We start from the raw sequence: 20,228 nt of genomic DNA on the forward strand, positions 1-20,228 counted from the left end.
AACTACACTTGTTACCCGCTTCACTGTTTATAATTTCATCGGCCATAAGGTAAACACAGTGCCACATAGAGCTCACCTTTTTTCACTGCAACTCGGTTTTGCTTTTCGAGATGCATGCCTCAATTCCAGCTATAACAAGGCTAAATTTGCTAAAGACATTTTGGCCGGGATTACCGTCGGGATTATTGCCATCCCCTTAGCCATGGCGCTCGCGATTGCCAGCGGCGTGCCGCCGCAATACGGCTTATATACCGCCATTATTGCCGGCGTTGTCATTGCCTTTACTGGCGGCTCGCGTTTAAGTATTTCTGGGCCAACCGCGGCCTTCGTGGTTTTGCTGTATCCGATTGCGCAACAATTTGGACTGGCGGGGCTATTAATGGCAACCGTGATGTCTGGCATCATTTTAGTTTTGATGGCCATGATGCGCCTTGGCCGCTTGATTCAATACATTCCAGAATCCATTACCTTAGGCTTTACCGCGGGTATTGGTGTGGTTATCGCCACCTTGCAGCTAAAAGATTTTTTTGGTTTAACTATCAGCGAAATGCCTGAGCATTACTGGCAGAAAATTTCGGCCTTAGCGGAAGCTATGCCTAGCAGTCACTGGCCAAGCTTAGTTGTCGCCTTAGTGACCTTAGCCGTCATGCTGTTGTGGCCTAAATTAAAATTGCCAGTGCCAGCCCATTTACCCGCTGTCATTATCGGCAGTTTACTGGCCTTATTGCTGAATCAATATGGGCAGGATATTGAAACCATAGGCAGCCGCTTTCACTACACCTTAGCCGATGGCACCACAGGTTTTGGTATTCCGCCAGTATTGCCTTCGTTTGAATGGCCATGGTTACAGGCAGGCCCAGATAATACGCCGCTCACTATTAACTTAAGCTTGATTCAAGCCCTGCTGCCATCCGCCTTTGCCATTGCCATGCTTGGCGCCATTGAATCCTTATTGTGCGCTGTCGTGCTTGATGGCATGACAGGTAAACGCCACAGCGCTAACAGTGAATTACTCGGCCAAGGCTTAGGTAATATCATTGCGCCATTTTTTGGCGGCATACCTGCAACGGCGGCCATTGCTCGCAGCGCAGCGAACGTAAAATCTGGCGGCCAATCCCCCATTTCAGCCGTAGTGCATTCATTAGTCGTCTTGCTCGCCTTAGTGGCGCTCGCTAATATCTTGGCCTTTGTACCTATGTCAGCCATGGCCGCCTTATTGTTAGTAGTAGCCTGGAACATGAGTGAAGCCCATAAAGCCGTGCATTTATTAAAAACGGCGCCTATGAGTGACGTTACAGTATTTTTAGTGTGCTTTGGCTTAACTGTGATGTTTGATATGGTCATCGCCATTAGTGTGGGCATCGCCTTAGCCGCCTTACTCTTTATGAAAGATTTGGCAGAAATGACCCGCACCCGCGATATTCGTCATGACAAGCGCTATGTGTCTGAAGATATGAGTCAAAAACTCGATGATGATGTCAGTGTACTAAGGATTGATGGCCCACTATTTTTTGCCGCGGCCGAAAACGTCTTTGGTGAAATCGCTCGTCTTAGCGATAACAAGCATACCCTGATTTTACAATTAGAAGGCGTGACCTTACTCGATGCCGGCGGCTTAGCCGCCTTAACTAAGCTGATTGATTTATGCCGACACAATCAAACCCATCTGCTGATTTGTGAGCTGCAATTTCAACCGCTGCGCACCTTAGCCAGAGCCAAGATTGAACCGATAGAGGGTGTATTAACCTTCTATCCAAGCTTGCAAGATGCGCTCGCTCAGTATTAATTGAATGTAATGCAAGGCTTAAGATACCTCTCTTAAGCCTTGCTTATTATCTATTAGCCCCCTTTTGCTTTTGCTTGTCACTCAATCCTGACCACTTTTTCGCCAATCGTTTCGCAATAATCGCCAAAACCACCTTAGTTCAACCTAACCCCATAGCTGCGGGTTCACAAGGTGGGACAAAATGCCCCTATTTTTATACAAATTGCCACCAGCATTAAGCCATAAACTCTAAATTGGTTAATTTTCATCGCATTAGCACCCCGATAAATATCTAAATTCTTCTAAAAAATGTTGAATCGAGTCAATTCATTGACGTTAAGCAAGTTTACCCTTAACGCATTTTTCTACACTGTCGTAGCTTAAAGACCTCACTAAGTGGCCGTTCCATGCTGCTTAGGCAATGAATAAAATAAAAATAAGGAACGCATATTGCTATGACAGCGACTAGCTATCAACCAGGAGAAATCCAAGGACTGATCGAGATCCAGGCGTCCAAGTGTAAAGGCTGTGATGCTTGTAAAAAGTTCTGCCCAACCAATGCCATCGACGGCAATGAAGGCGCCGTTCACTCCATAGATAAAGAAAAGTGCCTAAGCTGCGGCCAATGCCTAATCAACTGCCCATTTGGCGCCATTGTTGAAACCCACAGTGCCCTAGAAACTGTGATTAAAAAACTCAATGACCCAGCCACCAAAGTGGTCGGTATTATTGCCCCAGCGGTGCGCGTTGCCATTGGTGAAGAATTTGGTTTTCCACAAGGTGAATTAGTCACTAAGAAGCTCTATGGCGCTATGCACCAAGCTGGCTTTAACATTTTTGATTGTAACTTTGCCGCCGACTTAACCATCATGGAAGAAGGCTCAGAGTTTATTCATCGCCTGCACGCCAATGTTAATGGCGACCCAGATGCCGGTAAATTACCGCAATTTACGTCATGCTGCCCAGGCTGGGTGCGCTATTTAGAAACTCAGTATCCAGCGCTGCTGCCACATTTATCGACGGCTAAATCACCACAGCAAATGGCAGGCACAGTCGCTAAGACTTATGGCGCCAAGATTTACGATATGCAGCCAGAGAAAATCTTCACGGTTGCGGTTATGCCTTGTACGTCTAAGAAACTGGAAGCCTCACGTCCAGAATTTAACTCTGCGTGGCAATATCATCAAGCTCAAGGCAGCAATGCCGCGCCTTATCAAGATATTGATGCCGTGCTTACCACCCGCGAAATGGCTGAACTGCTTAAGCTGCTTGAAATCGATTTAGCCACGACCCCAGATTATGACGGCGATAGCTTGTTCTCTGAATACACAGGCGCTGGCACTATTTTTGGTAACACAGGCGGCGTGATGGAAGCGGCCGTTCGTACCGCTCATAAGGTATTAACTGGCACTGAAATGGCGAAACTTGAACTTGAGCCAGTGCGCGGCCTTGATGGCGTTAAACAAGCCTCAGTGACTTTATTTGATAATGAGTTAGGTCAGGAAGTCACCATCAACTTAGCCGTAGTGCACGACATGGGTAACAACATAACGCCAATGTTACGCGACATCATGGCGGGTACCTCGCCTTATCATTTCATTGAAGTCATGAACTGCGCTGGCGGCTGCGTCAATGGCGGCGGTCAACCTATCGATGGTTCAGGCTCATCTTGGGTCGGTAATATTTAAGGGATTATGTTATGACTAGAAAAACTCACGAATTTGCTGAAGACAGCTTTTTCTTATCCCGTCGCCGCTTTATGGCCATTGGCGGCGCATTTATCGCGGTATTAGCTCTGCCCATCGGCTGGATATCTAACCGCATTGCCAAGCGAAATGACTATATCAAGGCGCGCGCTCAAGGCCTGTATAAAGATGATGCCATCGCCAAATTACGGGTGAGTCATGCAAACCCAGCGGTGACTAAATATTATCAAGAATTTGGTGGAGAGCCATTAGGACACATGTCCCACGATTTACTCCACACCCATTTTGTTGATCGTACTAAGTTGAATTCTTAAGGAGGCCATCATGCATCACGATACTCGCCCAATCTTAAAACATCCGCTCAACGTTCGGATTTTTCACTACATTTTGCTATTAAGCTTTTTACCTCTGGCCGTCACGGGTTTGATGTTATTTTTCAAGCCCCTGTCGCAAACCGCCATGCAGTTAACCTTTGATATTCATATCATAGCTGGGGTAGTGATGGCGCTCGATGCCGTGGCCTTTACTGTGATGGCCTTTGATAGAGTCGTGCTATTTATTGCGCGCGTATTCAGCTTTTCCATGCGCGACGTTAAATGGTTCATGGTGTTAGGTGGCTACCCACAGAAGTTCTTACTGGGTAAAAAAGTTCCGGTTCCACCTATGAACAAGTACAACTCAGGCCAAAAACTGTTTGGCGCCTGCGTGTTAATTGGCGGCACTTTACTCATCATTTCAGGCATTGCCTTATGGTTAGTGCCGCACGTAATGCCACGCGATTTAGGTTACAGCTTAGGCATGATCCATCTTGTTTCAGGCTTAATCTTAACAGCCTTCTTACCCGTGCACTTGTTCTTAGCGGTTTATCGTTTCGATGACTTTAAGGCCATGATGATCCACGGCAATGTGCCTTATCACGATGCGGCTGAATACACCCCATTATGGGTGGAGCAAGAAATCGTGGCGGTGAATGCCAATAGCCAAAAGCCAAGCTAACTAGCCTTGATGTATCGCTATCGGCATGCCGTCCAGAGCATGCCGATAGTACCGCCCATTTTTATCTGTGAGATTTTTCTATGTCAGCCCATCATGACTTAAAACAACCCATTTATGATCCCAGCGTTAGTTTCATCCAAGAGGATAAAATATGGGAACTGCTCAACACCAATACCGCCCCGAGCCAAGCTCAGGTTCAAGCCGTATTAACCAAAGCGCGTCTATGTGAAGGTCTGACCCTAGAAGACACAGCCGTACTGTTACAAAATCAAGACTGTGAGCTTGAACAGCAAATGTTCGCCATTGCCCGCGACATTAAAAACACCATTTATGGCAATCGCATTGTGTTGTTTGCGCCCTTATATGTGTCGAATCATTGCGCCAATGCTTGCAGTTATTGCGGCTTTAATGCCGATAACCATGAGTTAAAACGCAAAACCCTACAACAAGATGAAATAGTTAAAGAAGTTGAAGTGCTTGAAGCCATGGGCCACAAGCGCATTTTAGCTGTGTATGGCGAGCATCCCCGTAATAACGTCAACGCCATAGTCGACAGCATTGCTACTATGTATAGCGTCAAGCATGGTGACAGCGGCGAAATTCGCCGAATAAATGTTAACTGCGCGCCTATGGATACCAGTGACTTTGCCATTTTAAAAACGGCGGCCATTGGTACTTATCAGTGTTTCCAAGAAACTTATCATCGCCCGACTTATGAAACTGTGCATACCAAGGGCAAGAAGAAAGATTACTTATATCGCCTCTATGCCATGCACCGCGCGATGGAAGCAGGCATTGATGATGTTGGCATTGGCGCCTTGTTTGGCTTGTATGATCACAAGTTTGAATTACTGGCTTTATTAGCGCATGCCAAGCAACTAGAACTTGATTGTGGCGTTGGCCCACATACGATTTCCTTCCCGCGCATTGAACCGGCCCACGGCTCAAGTTTGTCAGAAAAGCCGCCGTTTGAAGTGGATGATGAATGCTTTAAGCGTATTGTGGCTATTACCCGCTTAGCTGTGCCTTATACCGGACTGATTATGAGTACCCGTGAAAGCGCAGAGCTTAGACGCGAATTATTAAGCTTGGGGGTGTCGCAAATTAGCGCAGGCTCTAAAACCTCGCCAGGCGGTTATCAAGCCAGCCAAGATGACCAGCAAGATTCTGAGCAATTTAGCTTGGGCGATCATCGCGCTATGGATGACATCATTTATGAGCTAGTGACAGAGTCTGATGCTATTCCGTCCTTCTGCACTGGCTGCTATCGCAAAGGGCGCACTGGCGATCACTTTATGGGGCTTGCTAAGCAGCAGTTTATTGGCAAGTTTTGTCAGCCTAACGCCTTAATCACTTTTCGAGAGTATCTTAATGATTATGCCAGCGAAAAGACCCGCGAAGCTGGTAATCAACTGATTGAAAGAGAGTTAGATAAGTTGAGCCCAAGTCGTCGGCGCAACATTAGCCAATGTTTAACCATGACAGATGAAGGCAAGCGAGATATTTACTTGTGAATACTGCCCCACTTAAGGTCAAGGTTAGCCCAGGGTTAGACATGGGCGCGTTAATCGAAGCGCTGGCGTGCAGTCGCCATGTCATCATGCATGCCGCCTTGTATTCGCGCTTTGCAAATGGCGTAGTCGATGAGGTGTTACAGCAGCAATTAAGCCAAGGGAAGTTACAGCGACTGCGCTTAATTTCCACCAGCACTCAAGTCACTTGGCTGCATGATTTTAATCAAGTGCTGCGCCAAGGCGCTAGCGCAGCAGCTATTGCCAACGAATGGCAAGCGTCAGCGCACTGGGTGTCGCAATTAGTTAACCGCTACCCTCAGCAAGTGCAAGCCATAGAGACTGAGCAGCTCCCCACTCAGCCTATGATTTTGACCGATAGTCGCTTGTTTTTAGGCCATTATGCCCACAGCGCCACCCCTGCGGCCCAGGGGTTTTGGTTGGAATTGGATATTGCGCCTCAGCCCCTTGATCTAGGTAGCGATTCATTAGCATTTACTCCAACTAATGATGCTTGGTCACAAGCGCTATCTCGCCACCTTGATGAATGCCGCCAAGTGTTGCAGCACCATCAAAGAGCTGAAAATGAGGGCGATATGCGATGAGTCCAAGCGAGCATAATCAACACACTACTGCTTCTTGGCATCAACCCAAGGAGCAAAATGAGCAGAGCACAAATACAGGTAAAGCGCTGACATTCAGTCAGCAGCAATTAGTTGAATTGCTGCAAGGCGCTGATGACGCTTGGCTTTTTAGTCAAGCAAACGCAGTCACCCAAGACAATTTTAAGCGCCAAGTGTTTTTACGCGCCGTGATTGAGTTTTCTAACTTTTGCCGTAATGACTGCCACTATTGCGGCCTGCGCGCCAATAACCGCGCCGTTGAACGCTACCGTTTAACTGAAGCGCAAATCATAGCAGCCGCTCTTGATGCTGAGCGTTTAGGCATGGGCACAGTTGTATTGCAATCTGGGGATGACAGTCGCTATAGCGCAGCTAGCGTTGCGCGCATCATCACAAGCATTAAGCAGCAAACCGCCCTTGCCATCACTTTATCCCTAGGGGATAGAAACCACGAGGATTTTGCCTTGTGGCGTCACGCGGGCGCCGATCGCTACTTACTTAAAATGGAATCCTTTGATAAAGCGCTATTTGCGGCGGCGCGCCCAAAAGCTGATTTCACAGCGCGACTGTTGAAATTACAGCAATTGCAAGCACTTGGGTATCAAGTAGGCAGTGGCATTATTATCGATTTACCTGGCACTAGCGACGCCATGATGGCAAACGACATATTAATGTTAACTGCCCTCAATCTTGACATGATTGCCTGCGGCCCCTTCGTTGCCCATCCGCAAACACCAATGGCGAATAACGCCAATGGCAGCGTTCTTAAGAGTCAGCGCATCAATGCCCTATTAAGACTCATGAATCCACTCGCAAATATCCCCGCTACTAGCGCTTTGGATGCTTTAGAAGCTGGCAGCCGCTTGGCATCATTAAGGCTTGGCAGCAATGTCATCATGCCCTCTTTTACGCCACCAAGCGTCTCGCAAAACTACGGCATTTATCCTGGGAAAAATGCTAATCGCTTAGCCTTAGCCACGCGAATTTCACAACTACAACAGCAAATTACCGCCACAGGTTTTATTCCTGTATCTCATCGCGGTGACAGCTTAAGGATGACTCATGTGTAATGCCATTGCCGAACAGACCCCGCGCGGGCTGCGCTATCATATTGTGCTGGCAGGACGACGTAATGTCGGTAAATCCTCCCTGATTAATCTATTAACTGAGCAGCAAGTCTCTATAGTATCCAACACCTTAGGCACAACCACAGATACAGTGGCTAAAGCGTACGAACTGCTGCCTCTTGGGCCAGTGAGCTTATTTGATACTGCCGGACTTGATGATGAAGGCGAGCTTGGATTACAAAGAGTAGAAGCCAGTATGCGGGTTATCGCTCGCGCCGACATGCTGATGTATGTGGTTGATAACCTTGGCCTCACCACACTGGATAAACAGCATATTTTGCAGTATCAAGCACTTGCCATTCCATTATTAGTCATATTTAACAAGCAAGATTTAGGGGCCATCAGCGAGCAAGACAGCCATTGGTGTCAGCAGCAACAGCTGCCATTGTTAGCCATGACCACAAGTCACAGTGCGCGGCGCGAGTTACTTTGCCAAGCCCTGTTTGATTTAGCGCCCAAAGAACTAAAGGCTGACTTAGTGCTGGCAGGCGATCATTACCATGCTGGGGACACCATTATTTGTGTTGCCCCCATAGATAGCGCGGCTCCCAAAGGGCGCTTAATCTTGCCGCAAGTCCAAATTTTACGGGAAGCCTTAGATAAGCATGCCATTGCCATGGTGTGCCAAACCGAGCAACTCAGTCAAACCTTAGCGCAATGTGTAACGCCACCTAAATTGGTGATCACAGATGCCCAGGCCATTAAGCAAGTGGCCGCCATAGTGCCTGATGATATTGCGTTAACGACTTTCTCCACCTTATTTGCTCGCGCTAAGGGCGATCTCGCCCCTATGGTCAGTGGCGCCAACGCCTTAGATAGCCTGCAAGATGGCGATAAAATCCTGATTGCCGAAGCCTGTAGTCACAATGTGCAAGAAGATGATATTGGCCGCGATAAGTTGCCTAAGCTCATATCCCAATACTCACGGAAACAGCTCGAATTTGAAGTGGTTGCTGGCCATGATTTTCCAGCCAATCTTAAGCAATATGCGCTAGTGCTGCACTGCGGCGCCTGTATGTTTAATCGCGCAGAGATGCTTAGGCGCATCAGAGAGTGTCAAATGGCTCAAGTGCCAATGTGTAATTACGGCATTGCACTGGCGAAACTGCAAGGGGTGTTAGCGCGGATTTCAACCCCGTTATTAGCGGCTAAATGATTGTCGTTATTCCCCTAAACTGTGTTCACGATACTAAACAGACGTTATGTTATGATGCGCGCCATTAGGGGATAGACCCTCTGCCAAGCTTAATAACAATAACAGGAGTTCAGATGCATCAGGTAGCCATTGTAATGGGATCAAAAAGTGACTGGCCAACAATGCAGGCCGCGGCTGAGATCTTAGATATTTTACAAGTTAGTTATCATGTAGAAGTGGTTTCGGCCCATCGTACTCCCGACAAACTCATCGCCTTTGCTGCAAATGCTGCAGATAACGGCTTTAGTGTGATTATTGGCGGCGCAGGCGGCGCAGCTCATTTACCTGGCATGCTCGCCTCTAAAACCCGTTTACCTGTGCTTGGCGTACCAGTGCAAAGCAAAGCCTTAAATGGCATGGATAGCTTATTGTCTATCGTGCAAATGCCTAAAGGCATAGCCGTTGGCACCTTAGCCATAGGTAATGCCGGCGCGTTTAACGCAGGCTTAATGGCCGCGCAGATTTTGGCTATCACGGATAACGAATTAGCCGCGCGCATCGATGCGTTCCGTCAAGCGCAAACCGATGATGTGTTATCTAACCCTGACCCGCGTGAGGCCTAAGATGACTAGCATAAGCATGCCCAATATTTGGGTGTTAGGCGACGGCCAGCTCGGCGCCATGATGAAGCATGCAGGCCAGCCTTTAGGCCTTAACATCACTCCGGTTGATATTATGACCCCAAGTGATGCCCGTCTGCCGTTAGGCGCCAACGATCTGATTACTGCTGAGCGCGAGCAATGGCCAGAATCGTCGTTAAGTTTGCAATTAAGTCAGCATCCCCATTTTATCAATGGCGGCGTGTTTACCCGCCTTGCCGATAGATATAGCCAAAAATCCTTATTAGATGATATCCAAGTGGCTACTGCACCTTGGCGCTTAGTGGATAGCAATGTGTCTAACGCTGAGCTATTTCAGCAATTAGGTGAGCGAGTATTACTTAAACGGCGCACCGGCGGCTACGATGGCAAAGGTCAGCATTGGTTAAATGCCAGTAATAATAGTGCGATCCCCAATGATTGGCGTGAACTGAGTATTGCTGAGCAAGCCATAGCGTTTGATGAAGAAGTGTCACTGGTCGGGGCGCGCGATGCTAATGGTCAGTGCCATTTTTATCCATTAATGCTGAACTTACATCAAGATGGCATTTTAATGGCGACCTTAGCGCCGTTAGCGCGCCTTAAACCATTGCAAGCAAAAGCGCAGGCCATGCTGAGCCGCATTATGAATAGCCTTGATTATGTTGGCGTGATGGCGATGGAGTGTTTTCGTCTCGGCGATGACTTATTAGTCAATGAACTTGCGCCGCGGGTCCATAACTCTGGTCACTGGACGCAAATGGGATGCCATATCAATCAGTTTGAATTGCATTTGCGGGCGCTGGCTAATTTAGCGATTCCAGAGTTAAGCATTAAATGTCAGGTGGCCATGGTTAATTTAATTGGGGTGGAATATGACCCGCGTTGGTTATCATTAGCCAATACCGAGCTTTATTGGTATGGCAAAGAAGTGCGCCCTGGGCGTAAAGTCGGCCATCTAAATATTAATGCCACAGACCCAGAGCGTTTAAGCGAAACTTTAAAGACGTTGAAACTATGGTTACCGTCACAATATCAAGCACCTTTGACTTGGTTAGATGATAACAAGTAGGTATTAACACTAACAATTTCTTTTCCAAAAAGTTACTATAGCCATAGCCATCGCAGGGTTGTGGCTTTTTTTATTTCTGATGAGTCGGTATGTCAGCCTTCAAAATTAAGCATTCAAAAGTACATAGCAAGCATAAATACGCCATTTTTTTTCTGCTAGCACTGCCTCTTATTTATTTGTGCGTATGGTTGTATTTAAATAAAACTCAGGTGGCTATCGGTCAACATATCCTGCTATTTGTTGGCCTCTACACTTTATGTATTCTTGGGGCGCAATTCCTGTATCGCTTGCATATCAACCAAATGTGGCAACATTTAGAGCGGGTGTTACACATTAACCAAGTGACGGCCGAACTCACCTTAACCGCCCATGATTTTAATAATGAGACCGAATTTTTCTCATCCTTGCTTGATCAAGCTATCAAGCTAATTCCGGCCGCACAAATGGGCAGTATCATTAAAATCAACCAAGAGACGCAAGAGTGTGAGTTTTTGTGCGCGCGTCATATGGATTTACAAGCTCTGCAAAGTATTCGTTTCTCGATATTGCAAACCTTCACCTACCAATTAACCGCAGGCAAATGCGATCAAGTAGTATCTATTGATGACATAACCAAGTTCAATAGTAATAACGCCTTATCAGAGCAGCAGTGCCATATATTGCATAACAGTTGTGAAGTGCCAATTAAGGCAACCTTATCCGCCCCCATTTATGTCAACAATACTTTCTACGCCATGCTTAATTTAGATAGCCCACGCGCCGGCGCTTTTGGTAATTTTGATAGAAATCTGGTGGCCATTTTAAGCCGCGAAGCCAGCTATGCCCTGACCTCATATCAGCAAGCGCAGCAAATTAATGCGCTCGCCAATAGCGATGGTTTAACAGGGCTCATTAATAGGCAGCGCTTTGATAAGCTAATTCATCAACAAACAGCAGGCCAATTACTGGTAATAGATCTTGATAATCTTAAGCAGATTAATGATCAATTAGGTCACACTGTGGGGGATGATGTGATTAAAGCCTTTGCTAATAATTTGCGGCACGCCTTTAGCGAGACAGCATTAATCGCCCGTTTTGGTGGTGATGAATTTGTGGTGTTTGAACCAGGCAATAGCGCTAAGTTAGCGTTAAGCTTGCAAGCCCTTAGCACCATGTGCCAACAGCACCAGCCTGTGATAGGTTACAGCGTCGGTCAGAGTCACTATCAAGGCGATTTTGACTGCAGTTTTGCTGAGGCTGATCAGGCTATGTACCAACAAAAAAAGGCTAAGAGCAAAGCCCTTAGCCCTATGGTTATGCATTCAAAGTCTATTAATTCCATGCCTATTAATTCAGAGTCTATTAATTCAGAGCCTATGCCATCGCCAGCAGTTGATATAGATAAAGCAAACACAGCGCAACATGCAGGCTAATGGCAGCAAGCACAAGCAAAGAATAATCAAACCCTAATCAGAAAAAGAGCCGAGATAACCACGACCTATCGAGCTCTTTTTGGCATTGGCGATACTGAGCCGCATAACGCTTAGAGCGATCATCCACCTTAGCCGCGACTTTAATCAACCACGGCTTAGACTTATAAGTACCGCGTTTATAGCCGCCCCAGCCTTCGTGATAATTTAAGTATTGATTGCGGGCATCCCACTTAGAAACACCATTGATTTTATGACTTTTAGTGACAAACCAGCCCATAAAATCTATGGCATCATCAAAATCACTGCGACTCGACCAAGAATTACCTGTCTCTTTGGCGTAATCGCCCCAAGTACCTGATTTGGCTTGAGCATAGCCATAAGCATCACTGGCGCGCCCCGTTGGAATAAACCCTAAAAAGTATTGCATCGGCGGGGCGGCATTATGCCGAAATGAGCTTTCTTGATACATAATGGCCAGCGGAATATGTACAGGTACGCCCCACTTATCACGCACATCTTTGGCGGCATCGTACCAGTGGCGATGCTCACTGAAGATGGCACAAATGTTTTCAGGATTTTCCGGCGGACTAGAAGCACAACCCGTAAGTAATAACAGCGCAATTAGCGGGAGTTTACGCCCGCTTTGGGCCTTAATTTCAAGCATGGAATCGCCACTCAAGATAAGAAGTGATTGATTATACTAATAATCAATCACGAAACATGTAAAAAACAACACGGGATTAACCCAAAGGAACTGCCATAGAGCAAGGCTCTGCAAGGGTTTGCCAAATATCGCCATGCCAAACGCCTTTACTTGCCAGTACGCCGCCTAATTGATAACGATGATCGGCCAGCAAATGCACGCTGAGCTCATGACTCACAGGCATGTGTTTATAACCACGCACCACAGTTTCATGGGGCATCATAATGGTGAGATTATAAGTCCCTGGCGCTAAATAAAAAATCGGCGCTGAGACCACAGGCTTACCATTGATATGAGTCACAACGACAGAATAATGCCCCTCAGCTTGCGGCGCTGGCGTATTAGCTAACGCGGCGCAAGTAAGGTTGCGATTAGGATTAACACACCCCGTCATCAAGACTAATAGCGCCAAGGCAAGTATTTGCAGCATAAGCTTTTAATCTACGTATTTAAAACAACTGGTTTTAGCAAAATATTGCGCCAAGAAGTGATCAAAATCCATGTCATCAGCGGCCTCTATCTGCGCTTGCTTTAACATAGATTCAGTGGCTTCTTCGGTAAACTCAGCATCAACGTCAGGGCTTAATGGATAGTCAGTGAAAAATTGCTGATATTGCTCAGCTAATTTTCGCACCCACTCATTATGATCTAACTGCTGCTGCTCAAGTGTCGCCATCACTTGTCCTGATAGGGTTTGCTCTGGATCATCAATGGCTTTAGACCAATAAGTTAAGGCTTGTTGATAGTCAGTGCCCTCATCGCCATCCAGCAGGCTAGCTAAGCTTGAGAGGTCAGCAAACACATCCGTTAGCCAATCTTTCATGGCGACCGCTTGGCCTGCCCGACTTAACATCAAGCCAGGTTTGCGGCCTTCAAGGATCACAGCTTGTAAGTTAGCGGTAATTTCAACTTGCTCATTGGCGCAACTTGGTTTTGATGGCGATAACAAGCAGTAAAGTAAGAATAAATCCAACCAACGCACTTGATTGGCATCAATGCCTACAGGACTAAATGGATTAACATCCAAGGCTCTGACTTCAATATATTGCACCCCAGCTCTATCTAGGGCTGCCGATGGAGTTTCGCCTTTTGCCGTTACGCGCTTAGCGCGAATGGGGGCGTAAAATTCATTTTCAATCTGCAAAATATTGGTATTAAGCTGCTGATATTCACCATTGTGCTTAACGCCAATTTTGGCAAAATTATCAGAAGGCATTCTGATGGCGCGTTTAATACCCGCAAGGTATTCAGCCAAAGAGTTGTAGCTGATATTTAATCTTTCTTGCTCTTTATTGGTATAACCTAAGTCACTCATGCGCAAAGATGTGGCAAAAGGCAAATACAAGGTGCCTTTACCCATTTTCTTAAACTCAAAAGGCGCGGTACCTTGCTTAATAAATGACTGACAAATCGCTGGCGATGAACCAAACAGATAAGGCAACATCCACACTTTACGGCGATAGTTTCTGATTAACCCAAAATAACCATCACTGATAAAATCTTGCAGGCTTAAGGTTTTGTCACTGACATCATATAAACGCTGCCATAACTCATCAGACACTGAAAAGTTAAAATGCACCCCAGCAATAATTTGCATTAAGGCGCCATAACGCTTTGTCAGTCCTTTGCGATATAAGGTCTTCATCTTGCCAATATTAGACGGCCCATATTGGCCAATGGGGATATCAGCTACATCACCGACATAGCAAGGCATACTCACAGGCCATAACTGCTGACCATCAAGATGCTTAACCGTAAACGCATGGGTCTCAGTTAAGCCAGTCAGCAGTGCATCAACCTCTTGGGTGACTGGGGTAATAAATTCGAGTAAAGACTCACTATAGTCAGTGGTGATGCGCGCATGAGTGAGCGCCGAGCCTAACACCTTAGGATGAGGATTATTGGCTAAGCTGCCATCAGCATTAATGCGCAGCGCCTCACGCTCAATGCCACGATTCACATTCGCTAACGCTTGTCTCGCCGCGCTATCGTGAAAATGGGTGATCATATCTTCAAAAGAATGCAAAAGGTCAACCTTCTATAGTGACGGCAACTTCAGTAATGGCAACTTGCCTGTTGAAATAAACCTAATCATTGTGCTTGCCAAAATGCGCCTAGGCAAGTGATAACCCATAAAAAGCAACGGCGATAGCCTAAACTATCGCCGTTATTCTGCATTTTAGTAAACCGATTGATTACAACTGTTTAATCGGATATCCCAAGGCTTTAAGCTGACTAGTGACTTTCTCTTTATCACCCACTACCACTATCACCATTTCATCGAGTGCAAGTTGAGATTTCGCGAGCTTATCTAACTCAGGCTTAGTCACTTGGTTAATTAAGGCTGATTGCTGAGTGGTAAAATCTTTATCTAAGCCGTATTGCTGAATTTTACGCACGAAGCCCGCTTTTTGATATGGGGTTTCATAGTCAAGGGCTTCACCTTGAGCGATTGAGCTGCGCATAAAGGCAAGCTCTTCACTAGTAATGCCGCTTGCTTGATAAGTGCCTATCTCTTTGATGAATTCAGCCAGTGCAGCGCCTGTGACATCGGCGCGCACCGCAGCCCCCGCAATAAACAAACCGTTATCTTGGGCGCCACTAAAGTAGCTACGTGCGCCATAGGTATAACCTTTATCTTCCCGTAAGTTCAAATTAATGCGGCTATTAAAGGCACCCCCTAATGGGTAATTCATCAAGAAAGATTTAAAGTAATCCCCGGTGGCATCAAAAGGCATAGCGCGCTTACCTAAGCGGATCACAGATTGCGCCGCGCCGGGCTTATCAACCACATAAATAGTACCAACTTCAAGTTCAGGCATTGAGGTTAAGGCTGGCGTTTCAACCTTAGCGCCACTCCAACCGCTAAGTCCCGCTAAATCTGCCAACAGTTTATCTTGGTCTAAATCAGTCACGGCCACTATAGCCGCATTGCCAGCGCGATATTGCTTGGCATAAAAAGCCTTCACATCCGCCAAAGTTAACGCGGTAACGCTTGCGATAGTCCCGTTAGTGTTAACCCCAAGCGGGTTGTTTGCACCATACATTAACTGATTAAAAGCGTTAACCGCCAAGGTATTAGGATCGGCCTGCTCTTGCTGTAACCCTTGCAAGGTTTGCTGCTTCACCCGCTCAAAATCAGCTGCATTAAAGCCTGGGTGATAAAGCTTTTCTTCCACTATCGCCATTACCGGCACTAACTGCTCGGTCAGCGCCGAAATGCGTATGATGCTTTGCTCGCTACCGGCAGAAAAGCTCACGCTCGCGCCCAATAACTCTAACGCTTGGGTTAACTCTTCGGTGCTGCGTTTAGCGCTGGATTCATTCAGTAAGCTGGCTGTTAAGCTTGCAACCCCGACTTGTTCGACGCTCGCTAACCTGCTGCCACCATTAAGATACACAATTATTTCTGTGGTTGGGGTTTCTTGGCTAATACTGCCCATAACCTCAATACCATTGGCAAGCTTACCTTGCCATAAGCTTGGCGCTTGCAATAATGGCGCTGCGCCTGATATTGGCATCAATGAGCGATCAAAACTTGATGTTACATCCGAAGCGGCAACCGTCATAGCCACAGCTTGCGCGGCAATTGTCACAGGTGGCGGCACAAAGTTATCCGCGGCCGCAATTAAATCTCTGCGCCCTTCTGGGACTATGCTCATGACAACCCTAGGCTTGCCTTGCACATATTGCTCAAAGACTCGCATAACGTCGGCTTTAGTCACTTTTTTATAGCGCGCTAAATCCGCCGCGATTAAATCTGGCTTATCAAAAAATGTCTGATTATAGGCAAGTTTTGCTACCTTGCCGCTAACGCTTTGCAAACCAAAAATAGTATCGGCTTCAAACTGGACTTTAGCTTTTTGTAAGTCTTCATCGGTGACGCCGCGTTTAACAAACTCATCGATGGACTCCAGCATGCGCTGCTCAACATCCGCAAGCTTGCCGCCTTGGGCGGGATTAGCAACGCCATACATGAATAACTGACACGAAAGTTCGGCGCAGGGATGACCCACTCCCGCTTGCACCGCAACGCCATCTTTAACTAAGTTTTTGTAAAATAGCGATGTTTTACCACCACCTAAGATTTGTGACAGTAAATCTAACGCAGCTTCATCGGGGTGCCCGGCATAAACCGTAGGAAAACCTATGCGCAGCAAAGGTAAATGAACTTTATCTTCCATCGAGATATAGCGAGTGGCATCTAAAGTGACTGGCACTTTGGCCATAGTTTCCACTTCAGGGCCGCGCGGGATCTCACCAAAGTACTTATTGACTAAGGCTAAAGTGGTGGTCTCGTCGAAATCACCGCCTATGGTTAAGGTCGCGTTATTGGGTCCATACCAACGCTTAAAGAAACTGCGCACATCATCAACTGTGGCGCGATTTAAATCATCAGGCCAACCAATCACAGGCCAAGAATAAGGGTGTCCTGCAGGATAAAAGGCTTGATCAAAGCGTTCATACATACGCCCATAAGGTTGATTATCAACCCTTTGGCCACGCTCATTCTTGACGGTTTCGCGCTGCACTTCAAACTTTTCAGCGGTTAACGCTGGTAAGAAGAATCCCATGCGATCCGATTCCAGCCACAACATTTTTTCAAGCTGGTTGCTAGGCACAGTTTCAAAGTAATTGGTTCTATCAGTATTTGTGGTGCCGTTTAGCGTACCGCCTGCTTCTGTCACTACTTTAAAATGCTGCTCATCGCCGACATTTTTCGAGCCTTGGAACATCATATGTTCAAATAAATGGGCAAAACCGCTGCGACCAGGCACTTCCCGCCCCGAGCCCACATGGTAAGTAACATCCACATGCACTAAAGGATCGGACTTGTCTTGATGTAACACGACAATTAAGCCATTAGCCAATTGATACTTTTTATAAGGAATCGCCACTTGCCCTAAAGGCGTGCTGGCATCTTCTAGCAACACCACCCCAGCTGGTAACTGGGCACTATTTGCCGCAGGCGCTAAGACGCTACTGACATTATGATTACCACAGCCTACTAACGCTGCAGAAATAGCCGCAGCAAGTATCCATTTCTTCACGGCAAACTCCTTAATTATTTTCTAAGTATTCTTTGTGTATCAATAGACTAAAAACACTCAAGCGAGTTCCCAGTCAGCCAAGTATTTTGACCCTTTACCATACAAGGGCAGCACTTGCTTAGCAATTAGGCAGTCACATCGTGTTACAAGTCAGTTAGGCCAATGCAAGCTAATGGCGGCTATCGCAAGATAACGCAGCAGTTTACCAATAAATATTAAGCTGCCAGTTAATATCGGCGGAAATTTAAGCCAGCCGGCGATAACGCATAAAATATCCCCAATCACTGGCAGCCAAGCCAACAATAACGACCATACCCCATATTTTTCAATCACTGCTAAGCTGCGCTGATACCCTTTACTCGCCATTTGCTCAGGCGTAATAGCTTTGCGCCCCACAAATCCTAACAAGTAACTGGTCATAGAGCCCAAGGTATTGCCCACAGTCGCGGCTAACACCAGTTGCCACCACAGCGCGCCATCATTAGCGAGCAGAGCGGCTAATAAGACTTCTGAGCCACCTGGTAATAAGGTGGCGGCCAAAAATGAGGCCATAAACATCATGCTAATATGGGTCATAGCTCGCCTTAACTACAAAATAGAGCGCAGTATAGCAGCCAAGGAATGCATTTAGACAAATAGGCTGGCATTAGCTAATAAATCAATAGCCTACAAAGCTATAGATAACTATCAGCGAACGTAATCATCAAATGGTGTGGTCAGTAATAGAGCAAAGATTTTTAGACTAGATAAGAGAGTGAAAAGCAGATACCACAGATACGAAAAAACCCTGCTATTTCTAGCAGGGTTTATCGATTTGGTGCGCATGGAAGGAGTCGAACCTCCGACCACCTGGTTCGTAGCCAGGTACTCTATCCAGCTGAGCTACATGCGCGAATTTTCATTAACCACCACACTCAAACGAGTATAGTAAATAATGGCGGAGAAGGAGGGATTCGAACCCTCGATGGGAGTTAAAGCCCATACTCCCTTAGCAGGGGAGCGCCTTCGGCCACTCGGCCACCTCTCCGACTTAACTTGGTGCGCATGGAAGGAGTCGAACCTCCGACCACCTGGTTCGTAGCCAGGTACTCTATCCAGCTGAGCTACATGCGCAATTAAATCGTCTCGTATTCTGTGGTGCGCATGGAAGGAGTCGAACCTCCGACCACCTGGTTCGTAGCCAGGTACTCTATCCAGCTGAGCTACATGCGCATTCTAGAAATATATACTATTGAACATTTGATGGTGCGCATGGAAGGAGTCGAACCTCCGACCACCTGGTTCGTAGCCAGGTACTCTATCCAGCTGAGCTACATGCGCATTCTAGAAATATATACTATTGAACATTTGATGGTGCGCATGGAAGGAGTCGAACCTCCGACCACCTGGTTCGTAGCCAGGTACTCTATCCAGCTGAGCTACATGCGCATCTATATATCAAATTGTTCTCTCTGGTGCGCATGGAAGGAGTCGAACCTCCGACCACCTGGTTCGTAGCCAGGTACTCTATCCAGCTGAGCTACATGCGCATTTGAGAAATTATGAAACCAAACACTTAGATAAACTAAGATGGTGCGCATGGAAGGAGTCGAACCTCCGACCACCTGGTTCGTAGCCAGGTACTCTATCCAGCTGAGCTACATGCGCATTGGGATCATCATTATAAGTTAAGTGGTGCGCATGGAAGGAGTCGAACCTCCGACCACCTGGTTCGTAGCCAGGTACTCTATCCAGCTGAGCTACATGCGCAACTTAAACTTACAATCAAGAAATGGCGGAGAAGGAGGGATTCGAACCCTCGATGGGAGTTAAAGCCCATACTCCCTTAGCAGGGGAGCGCCTTCGGCCACTCGGCCACCTCTCCGTTTCTTGGCGCACATATTACTGTTTGACGAAAATAAGTCAAACCCTTTTTCGAAAACAAAATTCGTTTGTCCTGTTTTTAATCATATCGCTGAGAATATATGCAAGCCCTTATATAATAAGGCATGATCCGCTTAAAATTGCAGCTAAACAATAGAAAGTCATTTGAAAGAAATAGCAGGTAGGGCACAGATAAAACCGAGTTCAATACTGGTTTAATTAACGCTGAATGGAATAAAACAACTAAAAACGACTGATAGGTAAATTTCAGGTATAAAAAAAGCCAGTAAAATACTGACTCTTCTATCGGATTACTAACGCTGGCAAATGGCCAGGGTTAATAAGGTAGGGTAAATTAAAAGTTACCGCCTTCTGTAGGAGTAGCTTTTTCATTTTGAATTCTTTGATAGATCTCTTCACGGTGCACAGAAACTTCTTTAGGTGCATTCACGCCAATACGGACTTGATTGCCCTTTACTCCTAAAACGGTGACAGTCACTTCATCACCAATCATTAGTGTTTCACCTACGCGGCGAGTCAAAATCAGCATTCGATTGCTCCTTTAGTTCCAATTGCTATTCGCTTGGTACTTAGTTCATTAAGTTCAGCTTATTATAAAGTCAGCT

The 20,228-nt window shown here is 46.5% G+C and carries 17 protein-coding genes and 10 tRNA genes; 11 read left to right on the top strand and 16 right to left on the bottom strand.

The features are described 5' to 3' along the window. Positions 1-58 precede the first annotated feature (58 nt). The 11 genes from dauA (at position 59) to FJQ87_RS14980 (ending at position 11,985) form a co-directional block, all read left to right on the top strand. Positions 59-1,786 (top strand): C4-dicarboxylic acid transporter DauA, encoded by a 1,728-nt coding sequence (gene dauA, locus FJQ87_RS14930; RefSeq protein ID WP_140933294.1) that lies wholly within the window; start codon positions 59-61, stop codon positions 1,784-1,786. A gap of 434 nt (positions 1,787-2,220) precedes the next feature. Then, on the top strand, positions 2,221-3,453 hold the full coding sequence (gene hydA, locus FJQ87_RS14935; RefSeq protein WP_140933295.1) for an iron hydrogenase large subunit HydA: 1,233 nt from the start codon (positions 2,221-2,223) through the stop codon (positions 3,451-3,453). Positions 3,454-3,464: 11 nt separating this feature from the next. Beyond that, positions 3,465-3,785, top strand: a complete 321-nt coding sequence (locus FJQ87_RS14940) for an iron hydrogenase small subunit (protein ID WP_140933296.1) — start codon at positions 3,465-3,467, stop codon at positions 3,783-3,785. A gap of 10 nt (positions 3,786-3,795) precedes the next feature. Beyond that, on the top strand, positions 3,796-4,467 hold the full coding sequence (locus FJQ87_RS14945) for a cytochrome b/b6 domain-containing protein (protein WP_140933297.1): 672 nt from the start codon (positions 3,796-3,798) through the stop codon (positions 4,465-4,467). Positions 4,468-4,547: 80 nt separating this feature from the next. Further along, the gene (gene hydG, locus FJQ87_RS14950; RefSeq protein ID WP_140933298.1) at positions 4,548-5,981 is read left to right on the top strand and encodes a [FeFe] hydrogenase H-cluster radical SAM maturase HydG; all 1,434 of its coding nucleotides are present in this window, start codon (positions 4,548-4,550) and stop codon (positions 5,979-5,981) included. Further along, positions 5,978-6,583, top strand: coding sequence for a hypothetical protein (locus tag FJQ87_RS14955; RefSeq protein ID WP_140933299.1), 606 nt, complete (start codon positions 5,978-5,980; stop codon positions 6,581-6,583). Before hydG ends, FJQ87_RS14955 begins: the two co-directional genes overlap by 4 nt. Further along, entirely contained in the window at positions 6,580-7,671 is a 1,092-nt protein-coding gene (gene hydE, locus FJQ87_RS14960) for a [FeFe] hydrogenase H-cluster radical SAM maturase HydE (RefSeq protein WP_140933300.1), read from the top strand. The genes FJQ87_RS14955 and hydE overlap by 4 nt, the downstream gene beginning before the upstream one ends. Further along, a complete protein-coding gene (gene hydF / locus FJQ87_RS14965) occupies positions 7,664-8,884 on the top strand; it encodes a [FeFe] hydrogenase H-cluster maturation GTPase HydF (protein ID WP_140933301.1) in 1,221 nt (406 codons plus the stop codon). The genes hydE and hydF overlap by 8 nt, the downstream gene beginning before the upstream one ends. Positions 8,885-8,997: 113 nt before the next feature. Then, on the top strand, positions 8,998-9,486 hold the full coding sequence (gene purE / locus FJQ87_RS14970) for a 5-(carboxyamino)imidazole ribonucleotide mutase (protein WP_140933302.1): 489 nt from the start codon (positions 8,998-9,000) through the stop codon (positions 9,484-9,486). A 1-nt stretch (position 9,487) separates the two neighbouring features. Continuing rightward, entirely contained in the window at positions 9,488-10,573 is a 1,086-nt protein-coding gene (gene purK / locus FJQ87_RS14975; RefSeq protein ID WP_140933303.1) for a 5-(carboxyamino)imidazole ribonucleotide synthase, read from the top strand. 89 nt (positions 10,574-10,662) lie between these two features. Then, complete coding sequence (locus FJQ87_RS14980; RefSeq protein WP_140933304.1) at positions 10,663-11,985, top strand: sensor domain-containing diguanylate cyclase; 1,323 nt, start codon at positions 10,663-10,665, stop codon at positions 11,983-11,985. A gap of 37 nt (positions 11,986-12,022) precedes the next feature. Here FJQ87_RS14980 and FJQ87_RS14985 read toward each other — a convergent pair whose 3' ends face one another. The 16 genes from FJQ87_RS14985 to csrA form a co-directional block, all read right to left on the bottom strand. Next, on the bottom strand, positions 12,023-12,649 hold the full coding sequence (locus FJQ87_RS14985) for a hypothetical protein (RefSeq protein WP_140933305.1): 627 nt from the start codon (positions 12,647-12,649) through the stop codon (positions 12,023-12,025). 76 nt (positions 12,650-12,725) lie between these two features. Continuing rightward, positions 12,726-13,118, bottom strand: a complete 393-nt coding sequence (locus FJQ87_RS14990) for a hypothetical protein (protein ID WP_140933306.1) — start codon at positions 13,116-13,118, stop codon at positions 12,726-12,728. A gap of 6 nt (positions 13,119-13,124) precedes the next feature. Further along, positions 13,125-14,696 (bottom strand): glutamate--cysteine ligase, encoded by a 1,572-nt coding sequence (gene gshA, locus FJQ87_RS14995; RefSeq protein WP_140934146.1) that lies wholly within the window; start codon positions 14,694-14,696, stop codon positions 13,125-13,127. Between the two features lie 187 nt (positions 14,697-14,883). Then, positions 14,884-17,739: a pitrilysin family protein gene (locus FJQ87_RS15000; protein ID WP_140933307.1), complete on the bottom strand. Its 2,856-nt coding sequence runs from the start codon at positions 17,737-17,739 to the stop codon at positions 14,884-14,886. A gap of 150 nt (positions 17,740-17,889) precedes the next feature. After that, positions 17,890-18,315, bottom strand: coding sequence for a YqaA family protein (locus FJQ87_RS15005; RefSeq protein WP_140933308.1), 426 nt, complete (start codon positions 18,313-18,315; stop codon positions 17,890-17,892). A 239-nt stretch (positions 18,316-18,554) separates the two neighbouring features. Beyond that, positions 18,555-18,631, bottom strand: a tRNA-Arg gene (locus FJQ87_RS15010). Between the two features lie 43 nt (positions 18,632-18,674). After that, a tRNA-Ser gene (locus tag FJQ87_RS15015) sits at positions 18,675-18,766 on the bottom strand. 9 nt (positions 18,767-18,775) lie between these two features. Beyond that, positions 18,776-18,852, bottom strand: a tRNA-Arg gene (locus FJQ87_RS15020). A gap of 22 nt (positions 18,853-18,874) precedes the next feature. Then, positions 18,875-18,951: transfer RNA gene (locus FJQ87_RS15025), tRNA-Arg, on the bottom strand. Positions 18,952-18,982: 31 nt separating this feature from the next. Then, positions 18,983-19,059 (bottom strand) — tRNA-Arg (locus tag FJQ87_RS15030). 31 nt (positions 19,060-19,090) lie between these two features. Further along, positions 19,091-19,167 (bottom strand) — tRNA-Arg (locus FJQ87_RS15035). A gap of 24 nt (positions 19,168-19,191) precedes the next feature. Beyond that, positions 19,192-19,268, bottom strand: a tRNA-Arg gene (locus FJQ87_RS15040). A 41-nt stretch (positions 19,269-19,309) separates the two neighbouring features. Further along, a tRNA-Arg gene (locus FJQ87_RS15045) sits at positions 19,310-19,386 on the bottom strand. Positions 19,387-19,411: 25 nt separating this feature from the next. Next, positions 19,412-19,488, bottom strand: a tRNA-Arg gene (locus FJQ87_RS15050). Positions 19,489-19,511: 23 nt separating this feature from the next. After that, positions 19,512-19,603 (bottom strand) — tRNA-Ser (locus FJQ87_RS15055). A 354-nt stretch (positions 19,604-19,957) separates the two neighbouring features. Further along, the gene (gene csrA, locus FJQ87_RS15060; RefSeq protein WP_140933309.1) at positions 19,958-20,152 is read right to left on the bottom strand and encodes a carbon storage regulator CsrA; all 195 of its coding nucleotides are present in this window, start codon (positions 20,150-20,152) and stop codon (positions 19,958-19,960) included. Positions 20,153-20,228 lie beyond the last annotated feature (76 nt).

This window comes from Shewanella sp. SNU WT4, from assembly GCF_006494715.1.
In the GTDB taxonomy this organism is placed as follows: domain Bacteria; phylum Pseudomonadota; class Gammaproteobacteria; order Enterobacterales; family Shewanellaceae; genus Shewanella.